Raw genomic sequence first — 19,380 nt, 5'->3', positions numbered from 1 at the left:
TAATAATAATATTTTTATTATGATGATACGATATTGGTAATTTAAGGAGAATATTTATGAAAAAAGGAACTGATGTTTTAAAAGAAGGATTCGCAAAAATGACTAAAGGTGGAGTCATTATGGATGTTGTTAATGCTACAGAAGCAGGTATTGCTGAAGATGCTGGTGCAGTTGCAGTAATGGCTTTAGAAAAGGTACCTGCAGATATTCGTGCTAGTGGTGGAGTAGCTAGAATGGCTGATCCAAATAAAGTTAAGGAAATTGTTGAGGCAGTTTCAATACCTGTTATGGCTAAAGCACGAATTGGTCATATAGCTGAAGCTCAGATTTTAGAAACTTTAGGTGTAGATATGATTGATGAAAGTGAAGTACTTACACCTGCTGATGAAGAATATCATATTAATAAGAAAGAATTCACTATTCCATTTGTATGTGGAGCAAGAAACTTAGGGGAAGCTTTACGTAGAATTGATGAAGGTGCAGCTATGATCAGAACTAAAGGTGAACCTGGTACTGGAAACATTGTTGAAGCTGTTCGCCATATGAGAATGGTTACTTCTGAAATCCGTGAAATTCAAGGTAAAAACGAAGAAGAATTAAGAAATTTCGCTAGAATTATCGAAGCTCCTTTCCCACTTGTAAAAGAAGTTGCAGAAATTGGTAAGTTGCCTGTTGTTAATTTTGCTGCTGGTGGTGTAGCTACTCCTGCTGATGCTTCTCTTATGATGCAATTGGGTTCTGATGGTATTTTTGTTGGTTCTGGTATTTTCAAATCTGAAAACCCTGAAGAATTTGCAAAAGCTATTGTTGAAGCTACAGCAAATTATGATAAACCTGAAGTTTTAGCTGATGTTTCAAAAGGTTTAGGTGAAGCTATGAAAGGGGTTGAAATCTCTGAAATAGCTGAAAATGAGCGTATGCAAGAAAGAGGATGGTAATTACTCATTAACTAATTTTTCTTTCTTATTTTTTAAATCTTATTTTTCAGTGTTGTTTTTCAGTGGTTTTTAATTATATTCATTATTTTTTTATTCATACTTTTTTATTATTTATTTTTTCATTAAATATTGATTTATTTTTTATATTATTTAATTTATAGTTTATTTAATTCATAGGTTGTCAATCTATTTGTTATCTAATTATATTTATCTTATAGCTGAAAGAATACTGAATGAATCTTAATTATAGTAAAATATATTGTTATTTAAATATTAGATAAGTATATATGTTAATTTGATTATACTAGTTAATGCATATTTATGCAAATTAATATCTTATAGTTCAATGCTTATAGATGCCAAGAAAAAAATAAAGTAACAATCCAGTAACAATTATGATTAAAGCATTTGAACATATAATTCGATATTTAACAAAATTGAAAGGTTTGAGGAGGATATAATTTAAGAATTGATTTATGAACTTTTTGTTCATTTTCAATCATTTTTATCCTCTGAAAACTGAGATAAATTAATAAAATAGGGGTTGACCCATAATTTTTGTGTTTTTTTTCTTATATTTTTTCAATTATCTTTAATAATCCTTTATTTTTAATTTTAAGGCGGGGGGGGGGGATAGCTATTGTTTTTTATTTTTAAGGGGTAATATTTATATAGGAGTATTTTTATATTATTATCCTTGTAACATAGTGAGTATTCATTTTCATTATAGTTACATATTTTATATTTATATCTGATTGATTGGATCAGGAGGTGAAAAAACGAAAATGTTTATAATAAATAGACTTTTTAAGCCAATTATTTTTGTTGTGTGTGTTTTATTTATCTTTTTAGCTTTATCTAGTGCTAGTGCAGCTAGTTATGATTTTAATAATGCTAATAATACTGAACAGTTTCAAAGTGTTATTGATAATGATTTTGATAATGATTTGGTGATTAGTTTTGATGATGGTGATTATGATGATTGGGGTCAGCTTAATATTAGTCGTAATGCTTCTATTATTGGTAAAAGTCGTGGTGGTGCTAAATTCACAACATCTAGTGTTGATACTTTGTTTAATATTAATGCTACTAATGTAAAGATTATTAATTTAACTATTAGTGGTTATACTACAGCTATAAAATCTAATTGTAGTGATTTGACTGTTAGTGATAATAATATTACTACTTCTGGTGTTAGTATTAATTTAAATAGTAGTGGTAGTGCTAATCCTATAACGGGCGTTGCTATTAAGGATAATATTATTAAATCCAGTATATCTACTAGTTATCGTGGTGCTGTTTCTTTATTCGGTAAATCTGCTGATAAGACTGTTTTTGATGTTTTATTTAGTGGTAATAATATAACTGGTGGTTATTCTGGTGTATACTTAGGTGATAGTAGTTATGCTAGTCCTATTTCGTCTGCTAATTTGGTTTTTGAAAACAACAACATCACAGGAACAGACTATGGTGTTGATCTGTATGCAGACAGCAGCAACAACACCAATATAACCTTCACCAACAACAACATCACAGGAACACACGGCCTTGGTGTTGATCTGTCTGCATCCAGCAGCAACAACACCAATATAACCTTCGCCAACAACAACATCACAGGAACATCTGGCAGTGGTGTTTCTCTGTATGCATCCAGCAGCAACAACACCAATATAACCTTCGCCAACAACAAAATCACAGTAACATCCGGCAATGGTATTTATCTGTATGCATACAGTAGCAACAACACCAATATAATCTTAGCCAACAACAACATCTCAGGAACATCACGTGGTGTTTATCTGGAGGCGTACAGTAGCAACAACATCAATATATCCTTCGTCAATAACAATATTACTGGTGTTAGTTATTGTGTTTCTCTGTATGCATACAGTAGCAACAACACCAATATAACCTTCGCCAACAACAATATTACTGGTGTTAGTTATGGTGTTTATGTTTATTTGTCTAATGGTAATGTTAAGGGTGTTAATTTCTTGAATAATACTATTAATGTTACTAATGGTGATGGTTTTTATTTCTATACTAGTGGTGCTGGTGTTACTAATGTGACTGATTTTGTTGTTAGTGGTAATACTATTTTTGCTACTAAGGCTGGTTTGAATTTTACTGGTTTAAGTTCTGGTTCATTGGTTAATGTTACTGTTGAGTATAATCGTATTATTGCTTCTGTTGGTGTTAATATTACTGGTCATAATGATAATAGTAGTTTTGATCGTAATTGGTGGGGTCTTAATAATATAACTGGTAAAATTTTGGGCATTGATACTCTTAATCATTTTATTTTGAATATTACTAATACTTCTAGTTTGGATGGTGTTCATTTTGGTGATAATGTTAGTTTTATGTTGTTAGTTTTGAATACTACGCTTAGTAATGATGGTGTTGAATTTTTACCTGATTTTGTTGTTAATGGAACTTTCAATGGTGATGATTTTAATAGTAGTCGTGTTGATGGTTTTGTTTATAATGCAACAGCTACAGCTGGTGTTCAAACTTTAGCTGCTACTTTAGATAGTCAGAATGTGATTCTAAATTTTAACATTAATTCTAGTATAATTGTTATTAATGATCCAGTGAGTATTGGTGAGAATGTTACTATTTCTGGTCATTTAGCTGATTATGCTGGTATAGCTGGTGTTAATGTTACTGTTGATGGTAATATTTACACAGACGTCCCTGTTAATGATACTGGTGGTTGGAGTCTTAATTACAGAACTAACAAGACAGGTAATATAAAAGTTATTGTTAGTTTTAGTGGTAATGATAATTGCACTGGTTTTACTAATATTACTAGTTTTGAAGTGTTGAGGAATAGTACTAATTCTACTATTATTGTAGGTAATGTTCAAATTGGTACTAATGCTAATATTACTGGTCAGCTTGTTGGTTATGTTGGTAATGGCTCTGACACTTTGACTGTTAGTGTTGATGGTAATGTTTATGATGATGTTATTATTAATTCTACTGGTGGTTGGAGTCTTAATTACACAACTAACCGCACAGGAAACATAAATCTTAGTGTTACTTATGATGGTAATGAGAATTATACTAGTTTTACTAATAGTACTAGTTTTACTGTGAGTTTGAATGATACTAATTCTAGTATTGTTGTTAATCCTGAAACTGTGAATATTGGTGATAATATTACTATTTCTGGTCAGTTTGTTGGTTATGTTGGTAATGGCTCTGACATTTTAACTGTTAGTGTTGATGGTAATGTTTATGATAATGTTATTATTAATTCTACTGGTGGTTGGAGTCTTAATTACACAACTAATCGTACAGGAAATATAACTGTTAGTGTTATTTATGTTGGTAATGAGAATTATACTGCTTTTAGTAATAGTACTAGTTTTGAAGTTGTTAAGAATAGTACTAATTCTACTCTCATTGTTGTTCCTTCTAGTGTTAATATTGGTGAGAATGTTACTATTTCTGGTCAGTTGGATAATTTTACTGGTATGTCTGGTGTTAATGTTACTGTTGATGGTAATCATTATACAGACGTCCCTGTTGATGGTACTGGTGGTTGGAATTTTAATTACACAACTAACAAGACAGGTAATATAACTGTTAGTGTTAATTTTAGTGGTAATGATAATTATACTGCTTTTAGTAATAGTACTAGTTTTGAAGTTGAAAGGAATAGTACTAATTCTAGTATTATTGTAGCTAGTGTTCAAATTGGTGATAATGTTACTATTTTTGGTGAGCTTGAGGGTTATGTTGGTTATGGTTCTGATTTTTTGACTGTTATTGTTGATGGTAATGTTTATAATGATGTTACTATTAATTCTACTGGTGGTTGGAGTCTTAATTATACAACTAATCGTACAGGTACTATTGATGTTATTGTTATTTATATTGGTAATGAGAATTATACTAGTTTTAATAATGCAAGTAGTTTTACTGTGAATTTGAATGATACTAATTCTAGTATTGTTGTTAATCCAGATTCAGTGAGTATTGGTGAGAATGTTACTATTTTTGGTGAGCTTGTTGGTTATGTTGGTTATGGTTCTGATTTTTTGACTGTTAGTGTTGATGGTAATGTTTATGATGATGTTATTATTAATTCTACTGGTGGTTGGAGTCTTAATTATACAACTAATCGTACAGGTACTATTGATGTTATTGTTACTTATGTTGGTAATGAGAATTATACTGCTTTTACTAATATTACAAGTTTCAATGTTACTAAGTTATCTAGTAGATCTACTATTGATATTCTCGAGACTGTTAAGTTTAATCAAACAGTTTTAATTTCTGGTCTTTTAACTGATCAGAACAATAATACAATAAAAAATGCTAATTTAGAACTCATTATTGAGAATGAATCATATAACATAGTTACTGATTCTGATGGTAATTGGAATTTAAATTATACTCCAAAAAAGCCTGGAGTACTTGATTTATCTTTGATTTATCAAGGTGATAACCATTACGAAGGTTTTATTGAAAATAAGACTTTCAATGTTAGTAAATTAGCTACTAATTCCACTATAAAACTTCCTAGTATTATTAAAGTAGGTGAAACTATAACAATTAATGGTAATGCCTATGATGAAAACGGTAATCCATTAGCTAATATTACTATTACTGTTATACTTGATGGTCGTGTTTATAATTTAAGAACTGATTCTAGTGGTTTTTGGAGTTTAAAATATAAACCAACTCATAATGGTAAAACCAATATTAAATTAACTTTTAATGGAAATGAAATATATTTAGGTTTCATTAACGATTCTAGTTTTAATGTAAAAAACAGCAACACTAATAACACTAACAACACTAACAACACTAATAATACTAACAATACTAATAATACTAAACATACTAATACTAATAATAATAGTACTAGTGATTTAGTTTATGCTTCTATGAAAAAAACAGGAATTCCAATAATAGCTGTTGTTTTATTATTAGTAGGTATTTTCACAGTTACTTTTGCAAGAAAACGAAGTTAAAAATACATTTAAAATTATATTTTATTTGGGGAGAATTGATTATTTTTCTCTTTTTATTTATTTTTTTTTATAAATTTATGAATACATTTATATGTTTATATATTAATATTTAATGATAAATATTTATTATATTTATTTATAAAAATTTTTTATTTTTATAAGTTTAAAATGAAGCTTTTATTTTCATGAAAATTTAAATTGTTAGGAGAGGTTCGAATGAGGTTTAGTAGGTTTTTATTGATTGTTGGTGTAGTTGCTCTTGTGTCTGTTTTTGCAATGAGTACAAGTTTTGCAGTTAGTGCTAATAGTGAGAAATTGACTCAATATAAAGGTTCTTTTTCTTCTAATATCAATAAAAAGATTTCGAATATTGAACAAGTTTATGCATTTAAAAATAATAATTCTAAAGAATATTATAAGATTAATATTAAAAAAAATTATCAAAATAAATATAAAATCAGATCAGTAAATGTAAGATATGCTGTTGTTGATAATGAAACACATAAAATTAGGAATTTTCTTTATAAGAATTATACTGGGAAAAATAAGAAATCTTTGAAAATAGATATCTTAAATAAAGATGATACTTTCATTGATAAAGTTACCATTAATTATTTTACTAAAGGAAAGATTAAAAATGAAAGTTTCTATTCTTACTATTATACTAATAATTTTACATTAGTTAATTATTTGGCTAGTGGAAAAGCTAATGCTAAAGCAGTACAAAAAGGTGATTATAAGATTACACAACTTGGCAATATACCAATAATTAAATATCAAAATGTTAAAATCATAACTAAAAGTAAAAAATACAAAATTAAGGCAGTTAAATTAATTTTAACTAATTTTAAAGGCACTAAAACTTCTTATAAAACTTTTAAAGGATATGGAAAAAACAGTTTAAAAATTCAATTGTATGAAAATATATTTATTCGAGATATCAAAGTTTATTATTATTAATTTTTTATAGTTTTGTCTGTGTTTTTATATATTTTTAATATATTTTTAGTTAGCAAAAGATTAAAATTTTTTATTCTTTTGCTAGTTTAACTCCGAAATAATCACCATATTTATTATTTGTTGTTCCATTTTCATTAATTACTTTTTCCACTGATAATATATTAGGAAAACCACTATTAAATCCATTTCTCCACCCATAATATTTAATTTTATAGGTTCCATTAATTTTTAAGTCATTGAAAATGTCTCTTGTGTTAAATTTTTGGAATAAGAAGTTTTCTTCATTTAAAAATCCTTCTCCTTCTGTTGTAATTAACATTAATTGATCAGCATTGTCTATTGTCATAACACCTTCAGTATTGTATTTGATACCTGCTTTAGGTTGCCATTCTTGAACTGTGATTATCTTTTCTTGAACCGATGGTACTTCATAAGTATAATGCCAAAATACACTACCTACTGGCATCATAATAAGAAGTACTATAATAAAAGATATTCCTAAACTAATAAGACCTAATCCCTTACTGTCTTTTTTTCTCTTAATTATTAATCCTATGATTATTGCTACAATTAATGGTATTACTATAAATATTCCAAATTGTATTAACCATCCTTCAAACCAATTAGGCGCTACAAACATATTATCTAATTCTCCTAATAATTTTATTTTTGATTTTGTTATATGAATTTTTTGTTTATTTTATTATAGTTTTGTTTTTTATTTTAATAATATTCTCTAAAGATTTAATATTTAAATTTAACTATAACTCCTATTTAATAGATTGAAAACCAATAAAAAATAATAGAAATAATTATATACTAAATTTATAAAGGTTTATATTAGGTATTATTAAAATAATACTAAATATTTTTATCTTATTTAATAAAAATCTTATTTAATAAAAAAAGTATTTTAAAACTATCTAATGATATATAAATAATAAACATTTAATACATAACAAAAAAATATTATTACTAATAGTTTTTAGCAAAGTGTACTAATAGTTTTTAGCAAAATGTTTTAATATTCTTTTATTTTAAAAATAAATAATAATTAAAAAAATTTAAATAGAGTTGAAAAATAATTTTAATTGTTTATATTTCTCTTTTAAATTTTCTTGTTTTTATGCTTTGTTTTTTTTATGGGATGATGTGGATGATGTATATTCCAGTTTTTGCATATTTTTCTTTTATATTGTTTTTTCTCTTTTGATGGTTAGTTATTTTCATTTTTTCATTTAATATTAATAATATTACTAAAATTAGATTATTATATGTAAAAAACTTTTTAAAATTCATTTCAATAAGTTTTAATGAAAAATAGTCGATATGTAAAAGTATATATATTGATTAAATAAATATTTATCAATAGATACAAATTATATTATATAAATTATATTATACAAATTATATTATACAAATCGTATTATACAAATCCTATTATATAATTCATATTAGTATAATATTATTATAATATTAGTATATTCATACAGTAAATCTATTGAATATTTATATAAAATGTGTATTAGCTTTGAAATATAATATTATAACTCATTTCCAAAATATAAAATTCTTAAGGGTTAAAATGTTAAATTATAAAAAAAACATTATTTTAATGGTATTTATCATTTTTATATTCTTTTTCTCTTTTTCCCAAGTTTCTGCTGAAGAAAACAGTCTTCATAATAATATATCTATAAATAATAATTCATCTATTCAAAAAACTATTAATAATTCTTTAGAAAATGGTATTATAATATTGGAGCCAGGATTGTATTCAGAATCAGGAATAATTATTGATAAAAATATAACTATTATGGGCAATAGTAGTCGTGAAAATATTATCATTGATGGAAATTATTCTAATAATATTTTTATAATAAAATCTAATAGAGCTTATGTAAATTTTATTAATATTACATTCATTAATGGTAGAGTTGATGGACATGGTGGAGCTATACATAGTGAAGCTGGAAATGTATTTGTGGATAATTGTGCTTTTATTAATAATACTGCTTCTGTAAATGGTGGTGCAATTGATAACTATGGTACAGAAACAGCAGGATATTTATTTGTCAATAATTCATTATTTATAGGAAATTATGCAGGTCATGATGGAGGGGCAATAACCACATACAGAGGAAATACAGATATTTACAACTCAATTTTCGTAAATAACCATGCAAAACGTGATGGTGGCGCTATCAGGGGAGAAATCTATACTAATACAAACATATACAATTGTTCATTTGATAATAATTATGCTGATGAGTGGGGCGGTGCATTATATATTTGGACAAGCAATTCAACTATACAAAATTCGACTTTTACTAATAATAATGCAGGTACCTATGGGGGAGCGATTTTCACATCAGCTAAAACAATTGTAAAAGATTCCATATTCTTCAATAATTCTGCAGAATTTGGAGGTTTAATTTACATTGTTCAAAAACTTGAAGCTATTCCATTAAACATAATATTTAATAATAATCTTATAATTAATAACTCTGCAGCACATGGAGATGATGTTTATATGGGAAATGCTATTTATGTAGAATATTCAGCTTCAAATATCATTAACTTTGAGAATAATGATTGGGGAACTGATAATCCTGAATGGGAAAAACGTTTTTTCACAAACAATTTTACTAATTTCCCAAAAAATTGGATTAAAACAGTGAAAGATATTTTAAATCCAAGTAACAATACTACTCCATATCAAGAAAAGATAAATCAAACAAATAATCCTATCTTTAAACCATTAAGTGATATTTTTAATTTTATTACTCAAAATTATTTAAATGAGAATATTAATATAGTATCTAATAATACAAATTCAAAATCTGTTGGTTTTGATTCTTTAAAAGCTCAAAAACAAAATAGTTATGAATTAAATATAAATAAAGAAGCTAAAAAAATTTATAATAATGATTTTATTAAATATTTAATTATTTTTGTATTAATAGTAGTACTTATTGTAATTGGATATAAGCGATTTTAATAAGCTAAATATAATTGATAAATTAGATATAAATAATATAGGTAAGGATAAATAATATAGGTGGTTAAAACAGTGCAATTTAAAACAATATTCAGTATTTTAACACTTTTTTTTATTATGATTGGAGGAGTTTCAGCCGAAGAAAATCCTAATGTGACTTTTAATATTGTAGAATTTAATTTACAGAGCTTATATGCTGATTTCATTAATCAAATAAGTTTTATATTCAATAATGTTTTCATGTTTCTTTTTCCTGGAAATGGATCTCAAATAGGGTCTGTATCAGGAGATGAATCTCAAATAGGATATTAAATAGGATATTAAATAGGATATCAAATAAAATCTCAAATAGAATCTCAAATAGAATCTCAAATAGAATCTCAAATAAAATCTGGATATGGATATGGAAGTGAATGGGGCATATTAGATGCTGAAGGTGATAATCCAAAAGAATTGGAGAAGCACTTTAAAAATAGAGAAAATGTTGAAAATCTCACAAATATTATTTCTATTAATGGGATAGTGAAATAAAGAATTACGTTACTAAATTAGCTTCATCAAGAGGATATGAAATTAGTGATATATCTTCTCAAATAAATGATTTTCAGATATGGTATGCTGTAAATGATACTACATCTTTTGAAAATGTTATACAAATATTAATCCAAAACAAAACAGGGAAAGTTGTTATTTATAAGTTATATTAAGAAAAAACTCATATAAAAAATATTAATTATAAATAACATTCGTTTTACATTAATAATTCATATTTAACTTAATATTTGAAATAAATAATATTTTAGTCTTAAAATGGAAAAACCAAAAGATTTATATATTATTTTAACCAATATTAATCTGTTTAGAATGTTTTTTGTGTTTATTTTTTCACATTTTTCCCGTTCTAAATGGGGGCGTTAATATTAGGAAAAAAATATTTTCTTTAGTATTTATTTTTTTCATAGCTTATTCTTTAGTATCTGTAAGTGCAATTGATGTTGTAAAAGAGGCTAAAGAAAATAATTTAATAGCTAGTTTAGGACATTTAGAAAAAGGTAGCTATGGTCAAGAGGTTATTGATCTTCAGAATTGGCTTAAGACAAATAAATACTATAAGGGAGAAATAGATGGATATTTTGGAGTAGATACAGAAACTGCTCTTAAAATGTTTGAAAAAGACAATAATACGTTTAGTGGAGGAAAAATTAGTATTCCAACTAAACTGTCTATGGTTGAAAAAAATATAAGAAATAATGGAAGCCATGTAACTGAATCTAATAATATAAAAGATTCTATAGATGGATATCCTCGTAAAAATAGTTTAACTATAAAGATTTAAAATCTTTATATATTATTTTTTTATAGTTTCATTTTGTTTGTTTTATATACTTTTTTGAGTATTTATTTCATTGATCATTGTTTTTTTCTTGTTTTTTGTGTATTTGAGTAAAGGCTATTATTTTAATGTTTGTTTTTGTTTTTCTAATATATTTTCCTTTTAAATTTAAGAATTTTGCTGATTGTCAGTAACTTTCCTATTATACTATCTATTAGCTATTTTTTAATATGAAAATAAAAAATAAAATTATTCATCATTGTTTAGCTGTTTAAGTGTTGCTTTAATAAAAGCAGGAATATCATCTGGACTTCTACTTGAAATTATGTTGTCATCTTTAACAACTTCTGCATCAACAAAAGTAGCTCCCGCATTTTTAATATCTTGTATAATTGATTTCCATCCTGTGATTTTACGACCTTTTATAGCTTGGGCAGTGATTAAAAGTTGTGGTGCATGACATATTGCAAAAACTGGTTTACCACTTTCAACAAATTTTTTTGTAAAAAGTACAGCATCCTCATCTACTCTTAATTCATCTGGAGAATATCCCCCTGGTATAAAAAGAGCATCAAAATCATTTATTAATACATCTTTAACAGATCTCTCAATTATTGCTGATGAATTTCCCCGCTTACCTTTAACTTTTTCTCCTTTTTTAACTCCTATGATTGTCAATTCATGTCCATTTTCTTTAAAAGCTTTTGCAGGTTCTGTGTATTCTACATCTTCATACATATTTCCTAAAATAACTGCAATTTTACTCATTTAATTCCCCTCTATTTTTATCTATAAATTGACTTGTGGACAAAATTTTTCATTTATTTTGTTTAAGAATTTATTAATATCTTTTTCTTATTAATCATTTTTTAATCAAGAGATTTTTGAATATATAAAGTTCTAATATAGAAATCTATATAATAAATATAAATATATTAACCAAATTTTAGAAATCTTAGCAAAATTTTAGAAATTTAAATTTTGACCACTTATCAACATTGATAATATATTTATATTTAAAAATATTTAATTTTTTTTATAATAATTTAAAAATTTTTAAAAATTTTTAAATATTTTTCTATTTTTTTATTAAATTATTTTTTAGCTCTTCTTTTGCCTATTTTCAATAATTTTTGAAGATAAAAATATATGAGTTTATAAATTACTTATTGAATGAAGAAGTTTAACAAGAAAGCTATCAATTAACCTATAAAGAAAAAAGAAGTTTTGAAATTTATTGAATAGATTATTATTGAAAAATAAAAAATAATAAAAGATAAAAAAGTAAATTTATCTCTCAAAAATGTTTAGATTATTATTTTTTTCTAGTAATTAGTCCTAAACTAGCTAAAAGCACTAAAATTATGGTAATTATTGGTATTCCTGTTTCTTTCATAGTAGCATTAGCTACTGGATTATTACTTGTATTATTAGTATTATTATTAGGTTCAGGAGGCTCAGGCAGTACTGGTGGTACTGGTGGTACTGGTGGTACTGGTGGTACTGGTGGTACTGGTGGTATTGGTTCAGTAGCTAGTATAGTAAAACCTTGAGTTTCATAATCTAACGTAGTTGAGAAGTTTGAAACTTTAGAATCCAACTCAGTAGTTAAAGACTGGCTATTTCTACCATCAATAGTATCAATCAAAACACCATTTTTAAATATATCTACTTCAAAGTATGGGAAATATAAGCCTGCATTGGCGTTATTGTTTGTACCATTAAGTACAAAATAATAATTATAATGTAATATATCTCCAATTTCTAAAGTATTATTCAAAACACTAGTATTTAAAATCATAGTGAAATAATTACCTAGATCAAAATTGGTTACATTAACAGGATTATTAGAACCCCACCAATTATAATCAGCAGTAGAATTACCATAATTAGAAATAGTAAAATTCTGACTATCCTTATTATCAACTAATATAGAATAACTTATATCCAATGTACTATTTAGACCTGAAGCTATAGCTCCACCAATTTGAGCAGTATTATTCCTAAATATAGATCCTATAATAGAAAGTCTCCATTGAGATATTATAGCTCCTCCATAATCAGCAGTATTATTAATGAATGTTGAATTTATAATACTCATATTCCCAAAGTTAGCAATTGCTCCACCATCATCAGCAATTCCATTTGTAAAAATTGAATTACTGATATAGCTTCTTCCAAATATGTGATTGAAAATAGATCCTCCTTGAGAAGCATAGTTTTCATCGAACACACAATTGTTTACATTGAGTATACCATTATTATAAATAGCTCCTCCATAAAATCCTGCTTGATTACCAGTTAAAACACAATCACTCATAGTGACTGTACCTAGACTAGAAATAGCCCCTCCCAATCCAGTTACGCCTGAAAAACCATCTTTTAATGTGATGTTGATTAATATTAAAGTTCCAGTGCCTGTAACATTGAATAATCTATTTATATTATCTCCATCAATTATAACAGTATTTGATGGGCCGTTTCCTTTAATTGTAACTGATTTGTTAATAATTATCTGAGTATTGTTATTTCCAGAATAGACACCTGGATCAAGAATTATTGTGTCACTTGAATCGTTTGTTATTGCTCCATTAATTCCTCCAGCAGTAGAATTATTAATTGTAGTTTCAGCTGCTGAAACTGAAGTCAAACAAAAACAAAAAACAAATAAAATTATCAAGAATAAGTTTAATTTTTTAAATATCACTCTTTTTCACCTCCATTATAATAAATTATATGGATATTGGTTGTTACTAATATATAAAGTTTTTATTACAAAAAATAGGATTATATAAACTATAAACATATTTAAATATAGTTTAAATGATTAATAAATAATAATATTATACTTTTTTCATATACTCATAACTATAAAAGTATTATCAAAAATTCTTAATAAAAAGAAAATAAAATTTAAAGAGTTAATTTATTGTTTGTTTTATAGCTTCAAGATTAGCATCTATAATCTCATCTACATCACTATCAGATAGAGTCATCCATAAGTTTATAAATCCTTTAATATTGGTAAAAAGAAATAAAGCCATCTTATTTGGACTAATGTTAATATCTAATTCTTTTTTATATATAAATTCATCAACTTACTCTTTAAAAATTTTAATTACAGTATGAGTCATATTATCAAATAAATCTCTATATTCTGGATGTTGATGATAAATACTATTAAGCATTAAATAGTATTTTTTATAATCAATTGTTTCACCATTTATTTTTCTAATAGGTTTTTCATTATTCTGAATATCAATACCTATTGATCGATAATATATAAATCTTAATTTTTCAATAAATGAACCTTCAAATTCATAACAAAGATTTTTTAATTCTGTGATTTTTTCTACAAAGTATCTTTGTATCATATAGGATAAAATAGCGTCCTTATTTTTGTAATGATGATAAATAGAACTAGCTGCGATTTCAGATTTTTCTTTAATTATAAATTTAATATTCGTTTTAATATTCGTTTTTAAAATTTTTACAAAATAATTGAAATGTTAAAGTATTTTAGGGTTTTTTAGCTGCTCTTATCTAATGATATTTATTTATTAATATTTTTTTAAAATTAATTAGATAAAGAAACTTTAGATATGTCTACATACTATTGTTGGATAGTAGGTAAAATTATTGAGCTATGGTTTCTTATTCCATGATTCTATAAATACTATAAAAAAATTTATATTTAATGAAGACTTATTAAGTATTGTAAGTAATATTCAAATATAATTAAATCATATTTTAAATTACTTACTTATTCAATAATTACTTTTTAAATAGTTTATTTTTAAAAATATTAGGATAAAATTATGTTATTTGTCCTATGAAGCAATTTCTTTTATTGTAATCTGATATAATAAGAGAAATCATTCTGAAAAAGCAAATTAAAAATAAAAAAATAAAAAATAAATAAACAAAAGAAAGCGATTTTTAAATTTACTATTTTTAGGTAGGTAAGGTAACATGGAAAGGAAAAATAAGCTTATTATAGCAATTGCAATTGTAAGTGCTATTGGAATATTAGCTGTAGCATGGGGTACCTTTTTAAGTGGTCCTGATTTGTCTTTAGGCAATAAAAATATATTGGTATTGGCTAGTGACAAAGATGAACAGCCAGGTGGCGGTGTAGACATGGCGTTTATGGTTAAATTGGAAAATGGAAGTATAAAAAATTATACTCCTATATATCCTGGAGGAAAGGAGCATCCTACACAGCCGGCACCAGGTAATCTTCAAGGAAAAATGCTTCTTCATGATTCTCTGTGGAATGACCCAGAACAAGGTATGGAGTATGCAAAAGAAATTGTAGAATCAAATACTGGAATGCATGCTGATGCTGTAGTAGTCATCTATGATAAAGGATTAGATTCAGTTATAGATTCTATTAGACCACTTAAAATTGATGGAGTAGAAACCAATCTCAGTGCAACAGATATTGTGAGAGAAAACGACAACTATGCAGGTTATAATGGTAGGAGTAGTGAAATTACAGGAACTATGTCAAGAGGAGATTCGGTGATGGTACTAGTTAAAGCGCTTTCACAAGCTGCTACAGATCCAGATAAAAGAAATACAATGATTCAAACAGCTTTAAGTGAATATTCTAAAGGAAATATTTTGATGACTCCTAAAGGATCTTTCATTGGTTTAATGGGTACAAAAGGTATTGAAAACGTTATATGAGCTAAAAAACTAAAACTTTTACAAATGAGTTAGTTTTCAATAGGCTAACTTCATTTGTATATAAGTTTTAATAAAAAGTTTTATATTCTTTTAAATTAGACTATAATCCTCAAAATATCTTTTTCATGAAAAATACTGATTTTTGTAGAAAATAAATTTGTTAAAAATTAAAACAATAACTAAATGCTAAATTTTTACTATTTAAACTTATAATTATAGCTTTATTTTATGAAAACAGATTTAAATTATTTAATTTAAGTAAAAAAATATAAAATAAAGGGTTTGGAGGTATTTAAAACCATTGATCTTAAGATTAGAAATATTGAGTATTGTCTTTAATGTTTACAAGATTTTATTGTAGGTGTTTTTGTGCTGTTTATATTCATATAATCTTTATTTCTAACTTTTTAGCTGATTTTACTCTATTCTATCTTTAACTCCTTATTTTATCTTAGTTTCCTTTTTTTTCATTGATCTATTTTGTTTTCATTTTTTATTAGATCTATATAGAGATGATTCATTACAAATATTTATATACTAGTTTTATTATATTATTTATTATATTCTTATCCTCTCTCAATCCTTTTTATTAATTTTTTTGCTGTTTCAAGAGGTTTTTTCTGTGAATATGCATTAGCTATTCTTTCAATAGCTTCTAAATTTCTCACAAAATTATCTAACCATGAGAATATATCTCCAGGGTATGTTTGGATTTGATAAGTTCTTAATAATTTCCTTGAAATATCAGTAGGATCCTTTTGTTTTAGTCTTTCATTGATAATAAAATTAGAGATTTCTTTTTGTAAACAATCACAAAACGGTTTATCTTTACATTCACATCTTAAAAAATCTACTTGAATTTTTAAAAGTGCTTCTTGAAACTTTTTATCTAATTTATCTATGGTTTCTCCAGAGGAGATTATATCTAAAGTTGAATCTGAAAATAATCTTGTTGAAAAGTTTGTTTTTATTGCATTTACAATCTGTTTATGAACAACTGGTGAAAGATAAGCGTTTTCAAAATATTCTAATTGAATAGCTATATTAATTATTTCTTTATTAATATCTATTTTTTTGTTTTGTTTATTTTTAGATATTCCATTTTTATATCTTTCATTTTTAGCTTTTTCATTTTCAGATTTTTTACTATTCTTTGAACTATTAATTTTAATTATATTCTTATTTTCTTTTTTCAAGGTTTGATTTAATTTTTGTAATGATTTTTTTATAATACTCCCTTCTTGTACTGATAAGAAGGACATTGAAACAGCTTTTCCATATTTAGTAGGAATTACTTCTTCTTTATTATTTTTATTTATTATTCTAATCAGCTTTTTATCATATAGCTCATTAATAGTCATTTCTAAATCAATTGGTATTTTTATATTTTTATAGAAGCTGTGAATAGTTTCAATATCTTTTAAAGAATGAGAGCATACGTCTGCTAATACTTGTTCTAATAACTCTTCTTCACTATATTCTATATGTACATTTTCAACATCACTTTCTAAAAGTGAAATAGCTACTGATTCTTCACTTTCATTATCAAACTTATTAGCTATTTCTGGTAGTAAATATACTACTCCTCTATCATGATAAGTTGGTCTACCTGCTCTTCCAATCATTTGTGAAAATTCATTTGGTGAAATCCACTTGTTTCCCATTATTAATGTTTCAAATATTACTTGGGAAGCAGGAAAATCAACTCCTGCTGCAAGTGCTGCTGTTGTTACAACTGTTGATATTTTTCCATTTGCAAAATCTTTTTCAATTCTTTCTTTTTTAAAGTATGATAATCCTCCATGATATGCTGCTGATTTAATCCTTTTTTTTGTTAAATAATCAGAAATTTGATGAGTTTTCCTTCTGGAGTTTGTAAATACTATTGTTTGACCTGGAAATCCTTTTGAAGATTTATTATTATATTCTCTTAAAATTAGCTTTCTAATTAGGTTTCTTTTTTCTATATCACTTCTTACATAAATAAGATGTCTTTTAAGTGGAACAGGGCGTTGGTCATATTCTACCAAATCCATATTAAATTCACTTGCTAGTTGTTTTGGGTTTTTAATAGTAGCAGATAAACCTATAATTTGAGATTTAGGGTAAATATTTTCTATTCTTTTTATCATCCCATTTAATCTTATTCCCCTTTCTTCATCATCTAAAGTGTGAATTTCATCGATCAATACAGTTCCTAACTCTTTTAAAGTTGATGATTTTCCAGAGCGAAGTAAAAAGTCTATTCCTTCATAGGTTCCAACGATAATATCTGCATCATTTACTTTTGATTTTGGAAGCTTAATTTCTTCTTTTGCTTTTACTCGATTCATTCCAACTTTTATTGAAACTTTAAGTCCAAGAGGCTCATATTTCTTTTTAAAATCTCGATATTTCTGATTAGCTAATGCAACAAGAGGTGTTAAGAATATAAATTTTTTACCATTCATTGCTTTTGGAATTCCAGCTAATTCTCCTACAAGTGTTTTTCCACTTGCTGTAGCTGAAACAACAAGCAAGTTTTTATCCTTCATTAACCCATTTTTTATAGCTAAATATTGTATTGGTAATAGATAATTGTTATTATTCTCATCCAATATTTTTTTAAACTTTTTTGGAATTTTAAGTCTAAATATGGGTATTTTTGGAATTTTTGTTTTTTTAACCTTGATTTCATCAAATAAGGTTAAATTAGGATTTGATAAAGGATCGAATTTATGGTCTATTATTTTTAAAACTTCATTTAAGCTTCCAGTTTTATTTAGAATCTTTTTGAAGTTTTTATAAGATTTTTTATCATATCCTTGTAACTTTAACTCTCTTTTTATAGTATCTTCTGCACAAACTTTACAAATCAATTGATTATGATAATCATAACTAAATTTACTGTTTATTATGGTTATGTTTCCTTCATATGTGCAGTGTGAACATATTTTTGTAAAACGAGTTTTTATGCCATGGGATTTAAGGAAATTTTCTATCTCTTCATCTTTTGATGCTAGAAATACTACTTGTGTTTTAAGTAATTTCATAGCTTCTCCTGGAGGAAGTAATTTATCTTCATCATTAGGATATTTAGCTATAAACTTGTTTATTGATAATCCTTTGGAAGTTTCTTTAAATTTAAGTGTTCCTATAAATTCAGGAGTTCTTTTTGTGTTTAATGCTCCTTTAGGACTTCCAATTGGGTATATTTCCCATGATTTTTTTGCTTTTTTGAGAATTATCATTAAGTGTATCTTTTATTTTGAGATTATATATAATTAATCAAACTATTTTATAATTAGTAATATTATTTCTAAATTTTTAAAATAATGTTTTAATAAAATAATGGTTTAATTTATAGTTTTAATTTGATATAATTTTAGAAAGAATATTACTAATTTTTATTAGAATTAGTTATTTTATAATAAAATGTTATTTTTTAATATTTAATTTTTTAATAGGTAAAAATAAAAAGTAGATGAA

Annotated in this window: 13 protein-coding genes; 7 read left to right on the top strand and 6 right to left on the bottom strand. The window is 25.6% G+C overall.

All coding sequences use genetic code 11. The annotated features are described in order from the left end of the window. The first annotated feature begins 56 nt into the window (after positions 1-56). The 3 genes from pdxS (at position 57) to MBBAR_RS03455 (ending at position 6,886) form a co-directional block, all read left to right on the top strand. On the top strand, positions 57-938 hold the full coding sequence (gene pdxS, locus MBBAR_RS03465) for a pyridoxal 5'-phosphate synthase lyase subunit PdxS (RefSeq protein WP_080459877.1): 882 nt from the start codon (positions 57-59) through the stop codon (positions 936-938). Positions 939-1,723: 785 nt separating this feature from the next. Next, the gene (locus MBBAR_RS03460) at positions 1,724-5,926 is read left to right on the top strand and encodes a beta strand repeat-containing protein (protein WP_080459876.1); all 4,203 of its coding nucleotides are present in this window, start codon (positions 1,724-1,726) and stop codon (positions 5,924-5,926) included. Positions 5,927-6,142: 216 nt separating this feature from the next. After that, positions 6,143-6,886, top strand: coding sequence for a hypothetical protein (locus MBBAR_RS03455; protein WP_080459875.1), 744 nt, complete (start codon positions 6,143-6,145; stop codon positions 6,884-6,886). A gap of 70 nt (positions 6,887-6,956) precedes the next feature. Here the strand turns inward: MBBAR_RS03455 and MBBAR_RS03450 are convergent, their stop codons facing one another. After that, the gene (locus MBBAR_RS03450; protein ID WP_080459874.1) at positions 6,957-7,526 is read right to left on the bottom strand and encodes a DUF1523 family protein; all 570 of its coding nucleotides are present in this window, start codon (positions 7,524-7,526) and stop codon (positions 6,957-6,959) included. 945 nt (positions 7,527-8,471) lie between these two features. Between MBBAR_RS03450 and MBBAR_RS10040 the strand changes: the two genes are divergently transcribed. From MBBAR_RS10040 to MBBAR_RS03435, 3 genes are all read left to right on the top strand, one after another. After that, positions 8,472-9,887: a hypothetical protein gene (locus tag MBBAR_RS10040; protein ID WP_225370457.1), complete on the top strand. Its 1,416-nt coding sequence runs from the start codon at positions 8,472-8,474 to the stop codon at positions 9,885-9,887. A 72-nt stretch (positions 9,888-9,959) separates the two neighbouring features. Continuing rightward, positions 9,960-10,199 carry a hypothetical protein gene (locus tag MBBAR_RS03440; protein WP_080459873.1) on the top strand — a complete coding sequence of 80 codons (240 nt, stop codon included), beginning with the start codon at positions 9,960-9,962 and terminating at the stop codon, positions 10,197-10,199. Positions 10,200-10,758: 559 nt separating this feature from the next. Further along, positions 10,759-11,223, top strand: coding sequence for a peptidoglycan-binding domain-containing protein (locus MBBAR_RS03435; RefSeq protein WP_158082516.1), 465 nt, complete (start codon positions 10,759-10,761; stop codon positions 11,221-11,223). A gap of 246 nt (positions 11,224-11,469) precedes the next feature. On the opposite strand, the gene MBBAR_RS03430 is transcribed toward MBBAR_RS03435, so the two are convergent. The 4 genes from MBBAR_RS03430 to MBBAR_RS03420 form a co-directional block, all read right to left on the bottom strand. Continuing rightward, positions 11,470-11,988, bottom strand: coding sequence for a type 1 glutamine amidotransferase domain-containing protein (locus tag MBBAR_RS03430; RefSeq protein ID WP_080459871.1), 519 nt, complete (start codon positions 11,986-11,988; stop codon positions 11,470-11,472). A 547-nt stretch (positions 11,989-12,535) separates the two neighbouring features. After that, positions 12,536-13,927 (bottom strand): hypothetical protein, encoded by a 1,392-nt coding sequence (locus MBBAR_RS10395; protein ID WP_080459870.1) that lies wholly within the window; start codon positions 13,925-13,927, stop codon positions 12,536-12,538. 214 nt (positions 13,928-14,141) lie between these two features. Then, positions 14,142-14,264 carry a hypothetical protein gene (locus MBBAR_RS10600; RefSeq protein ID WP_263641345.1) on the bottom strand — a complete coding sequence of 41 codons (123 nt, stop codon included), beginning with the start codon at positions 14,262-14,264 and terminating at the stop codon, positions 14,142-14,144. A 54-nt stretch (positions 14,265-14,318) separates the two neighbouring features. After that, on the bottom strand, positions 14,319-14,594 hold the full coding sequence (locus tag MBBAR_RS03420) for a hypothetical protein (protein ID WP_080459869.1): 276 nt from the start codon (positions 14,592-14,594) through the stop codon (positions 14,319-14,321). Between the two features lie 598 nt (positions 14,595-15,192). Between MBBAR_RS03420 and MBBAR_RS03415 the strand changes: the two genes are divergently transcribed. Further along, on the top strand, positions 15,193-15,912 hold the full coding sequence (locus MBBAR_RS03415) for a DUF4012 domain-containing protein (RefSeq protein WP_080459868.1): 720 nt from the start codon (positions 15,193-15,195) through the stop codon (positions 15,910-15,912). A gap of 566 nt (positions 15,913-16,478) precedes the next feature. Here MBBAR_RS03415 and MBBAR_RS03410 read toward each other — a convergent pair. Further along, positions 16,479-19,142 carry a DUF5814 domain-containing protein gene (locus tag MBBAR_RS03410; protein WP_080459867.1) on the bottom strand — a complete coding sequence of 888 codons (2,664 nt, stop codon included), beginning with the start codon at positions 19,140-19,142 and terminating at the stop codon, positions 16,479-16,481. Positions 19,143-19,380 lie beyond the last annotated feature (238 nt).

The sequence above is a fragment of the Methanobrevibacter arboriphilus JCM 13429 = DSM 1125 genome, from assembly GCF_002072215.1.
Taxonomy (GTDB): Archaea; Methanobacteriota; Methanobacteria; order Methanobacteriales; family Methanobacteriaceae; genus Methanobinarius; species Methanobinarius arboriphilicus.
The sequence above is the reverse complement of the archived record's forward strand: the minus strand, read 5'-3'. Positions and strand labels throughout refer to the sequence as shown.

Coding starts and splice junctions, on each gene's coding strand:
- pdxS (WP_080459877.1), top strand. CDS start 57: ATGAAAAAAGGAACTGATGTTTTAAAAGAAGGATTCGCAAAAATGACT.
- MBBAR_RS03460 (WP_080459876.1), top strand. CDS start 1,724: ATGTTTATAATAAATAGACTTTTTAAGCCAATTATTTTTGTTGTGTGT.
- MBBAR_RS03455 (WP_080459875.1), top strand. CDS start 6,143: ATGAGGTTTAGTAGGTTTTTATTGATTGTTGGTGTAGTTGCTCTTGTG.
- MBBAR_RS03450 (WP_080459874.1), bottom strand. CDS start 7,526: ATGTTTGTAGCGCCTAATTGGTTTGAAGGATGGTTAATACAATTTGGA.
- MBBAR_RS10040 (WP_225370457.1), top strand. CDS start 8,472: ATGTTAAATTATAAAAAAAACATTATTTTAATGGTATTTATCATTTTT.
- MBBAR_RS03430 (WP_080459871.1), bottom strand. CDS start 11,988: ATGAGTAAAATTGCAGTTATTTTAGGAAATATGTATGAAGATGTAGAA.
- MBBAR_RS10600 (WP_263641345.1), bottom strand. CDS start 14,264: ATGGCTTTATTTCTTTTTACCAATATTAAAGGATTTATAAACTTATGG.
- MBBAR_RS03420 (WP_080459869.1), bottom strand. CDS start 14,594: ATGATACAAAGATACTTTGTAGAAAAAATCACAGAATTAAAAAATCTT.
- MBBAR_RS03415 (WP_080459868.1), top strand. CDS start 15,193: ATGGAAAGGAAAAATAAGCTTATTATAGCAATTGCAATTGTAAGTGCT.
- MBBAR_RS03410 (WP_080459867.1), bottom strand. CDS start 19,142: ATGATAATTCTCAAAAAAGCAAAAAAATCATGGGAAATATACCCAATT.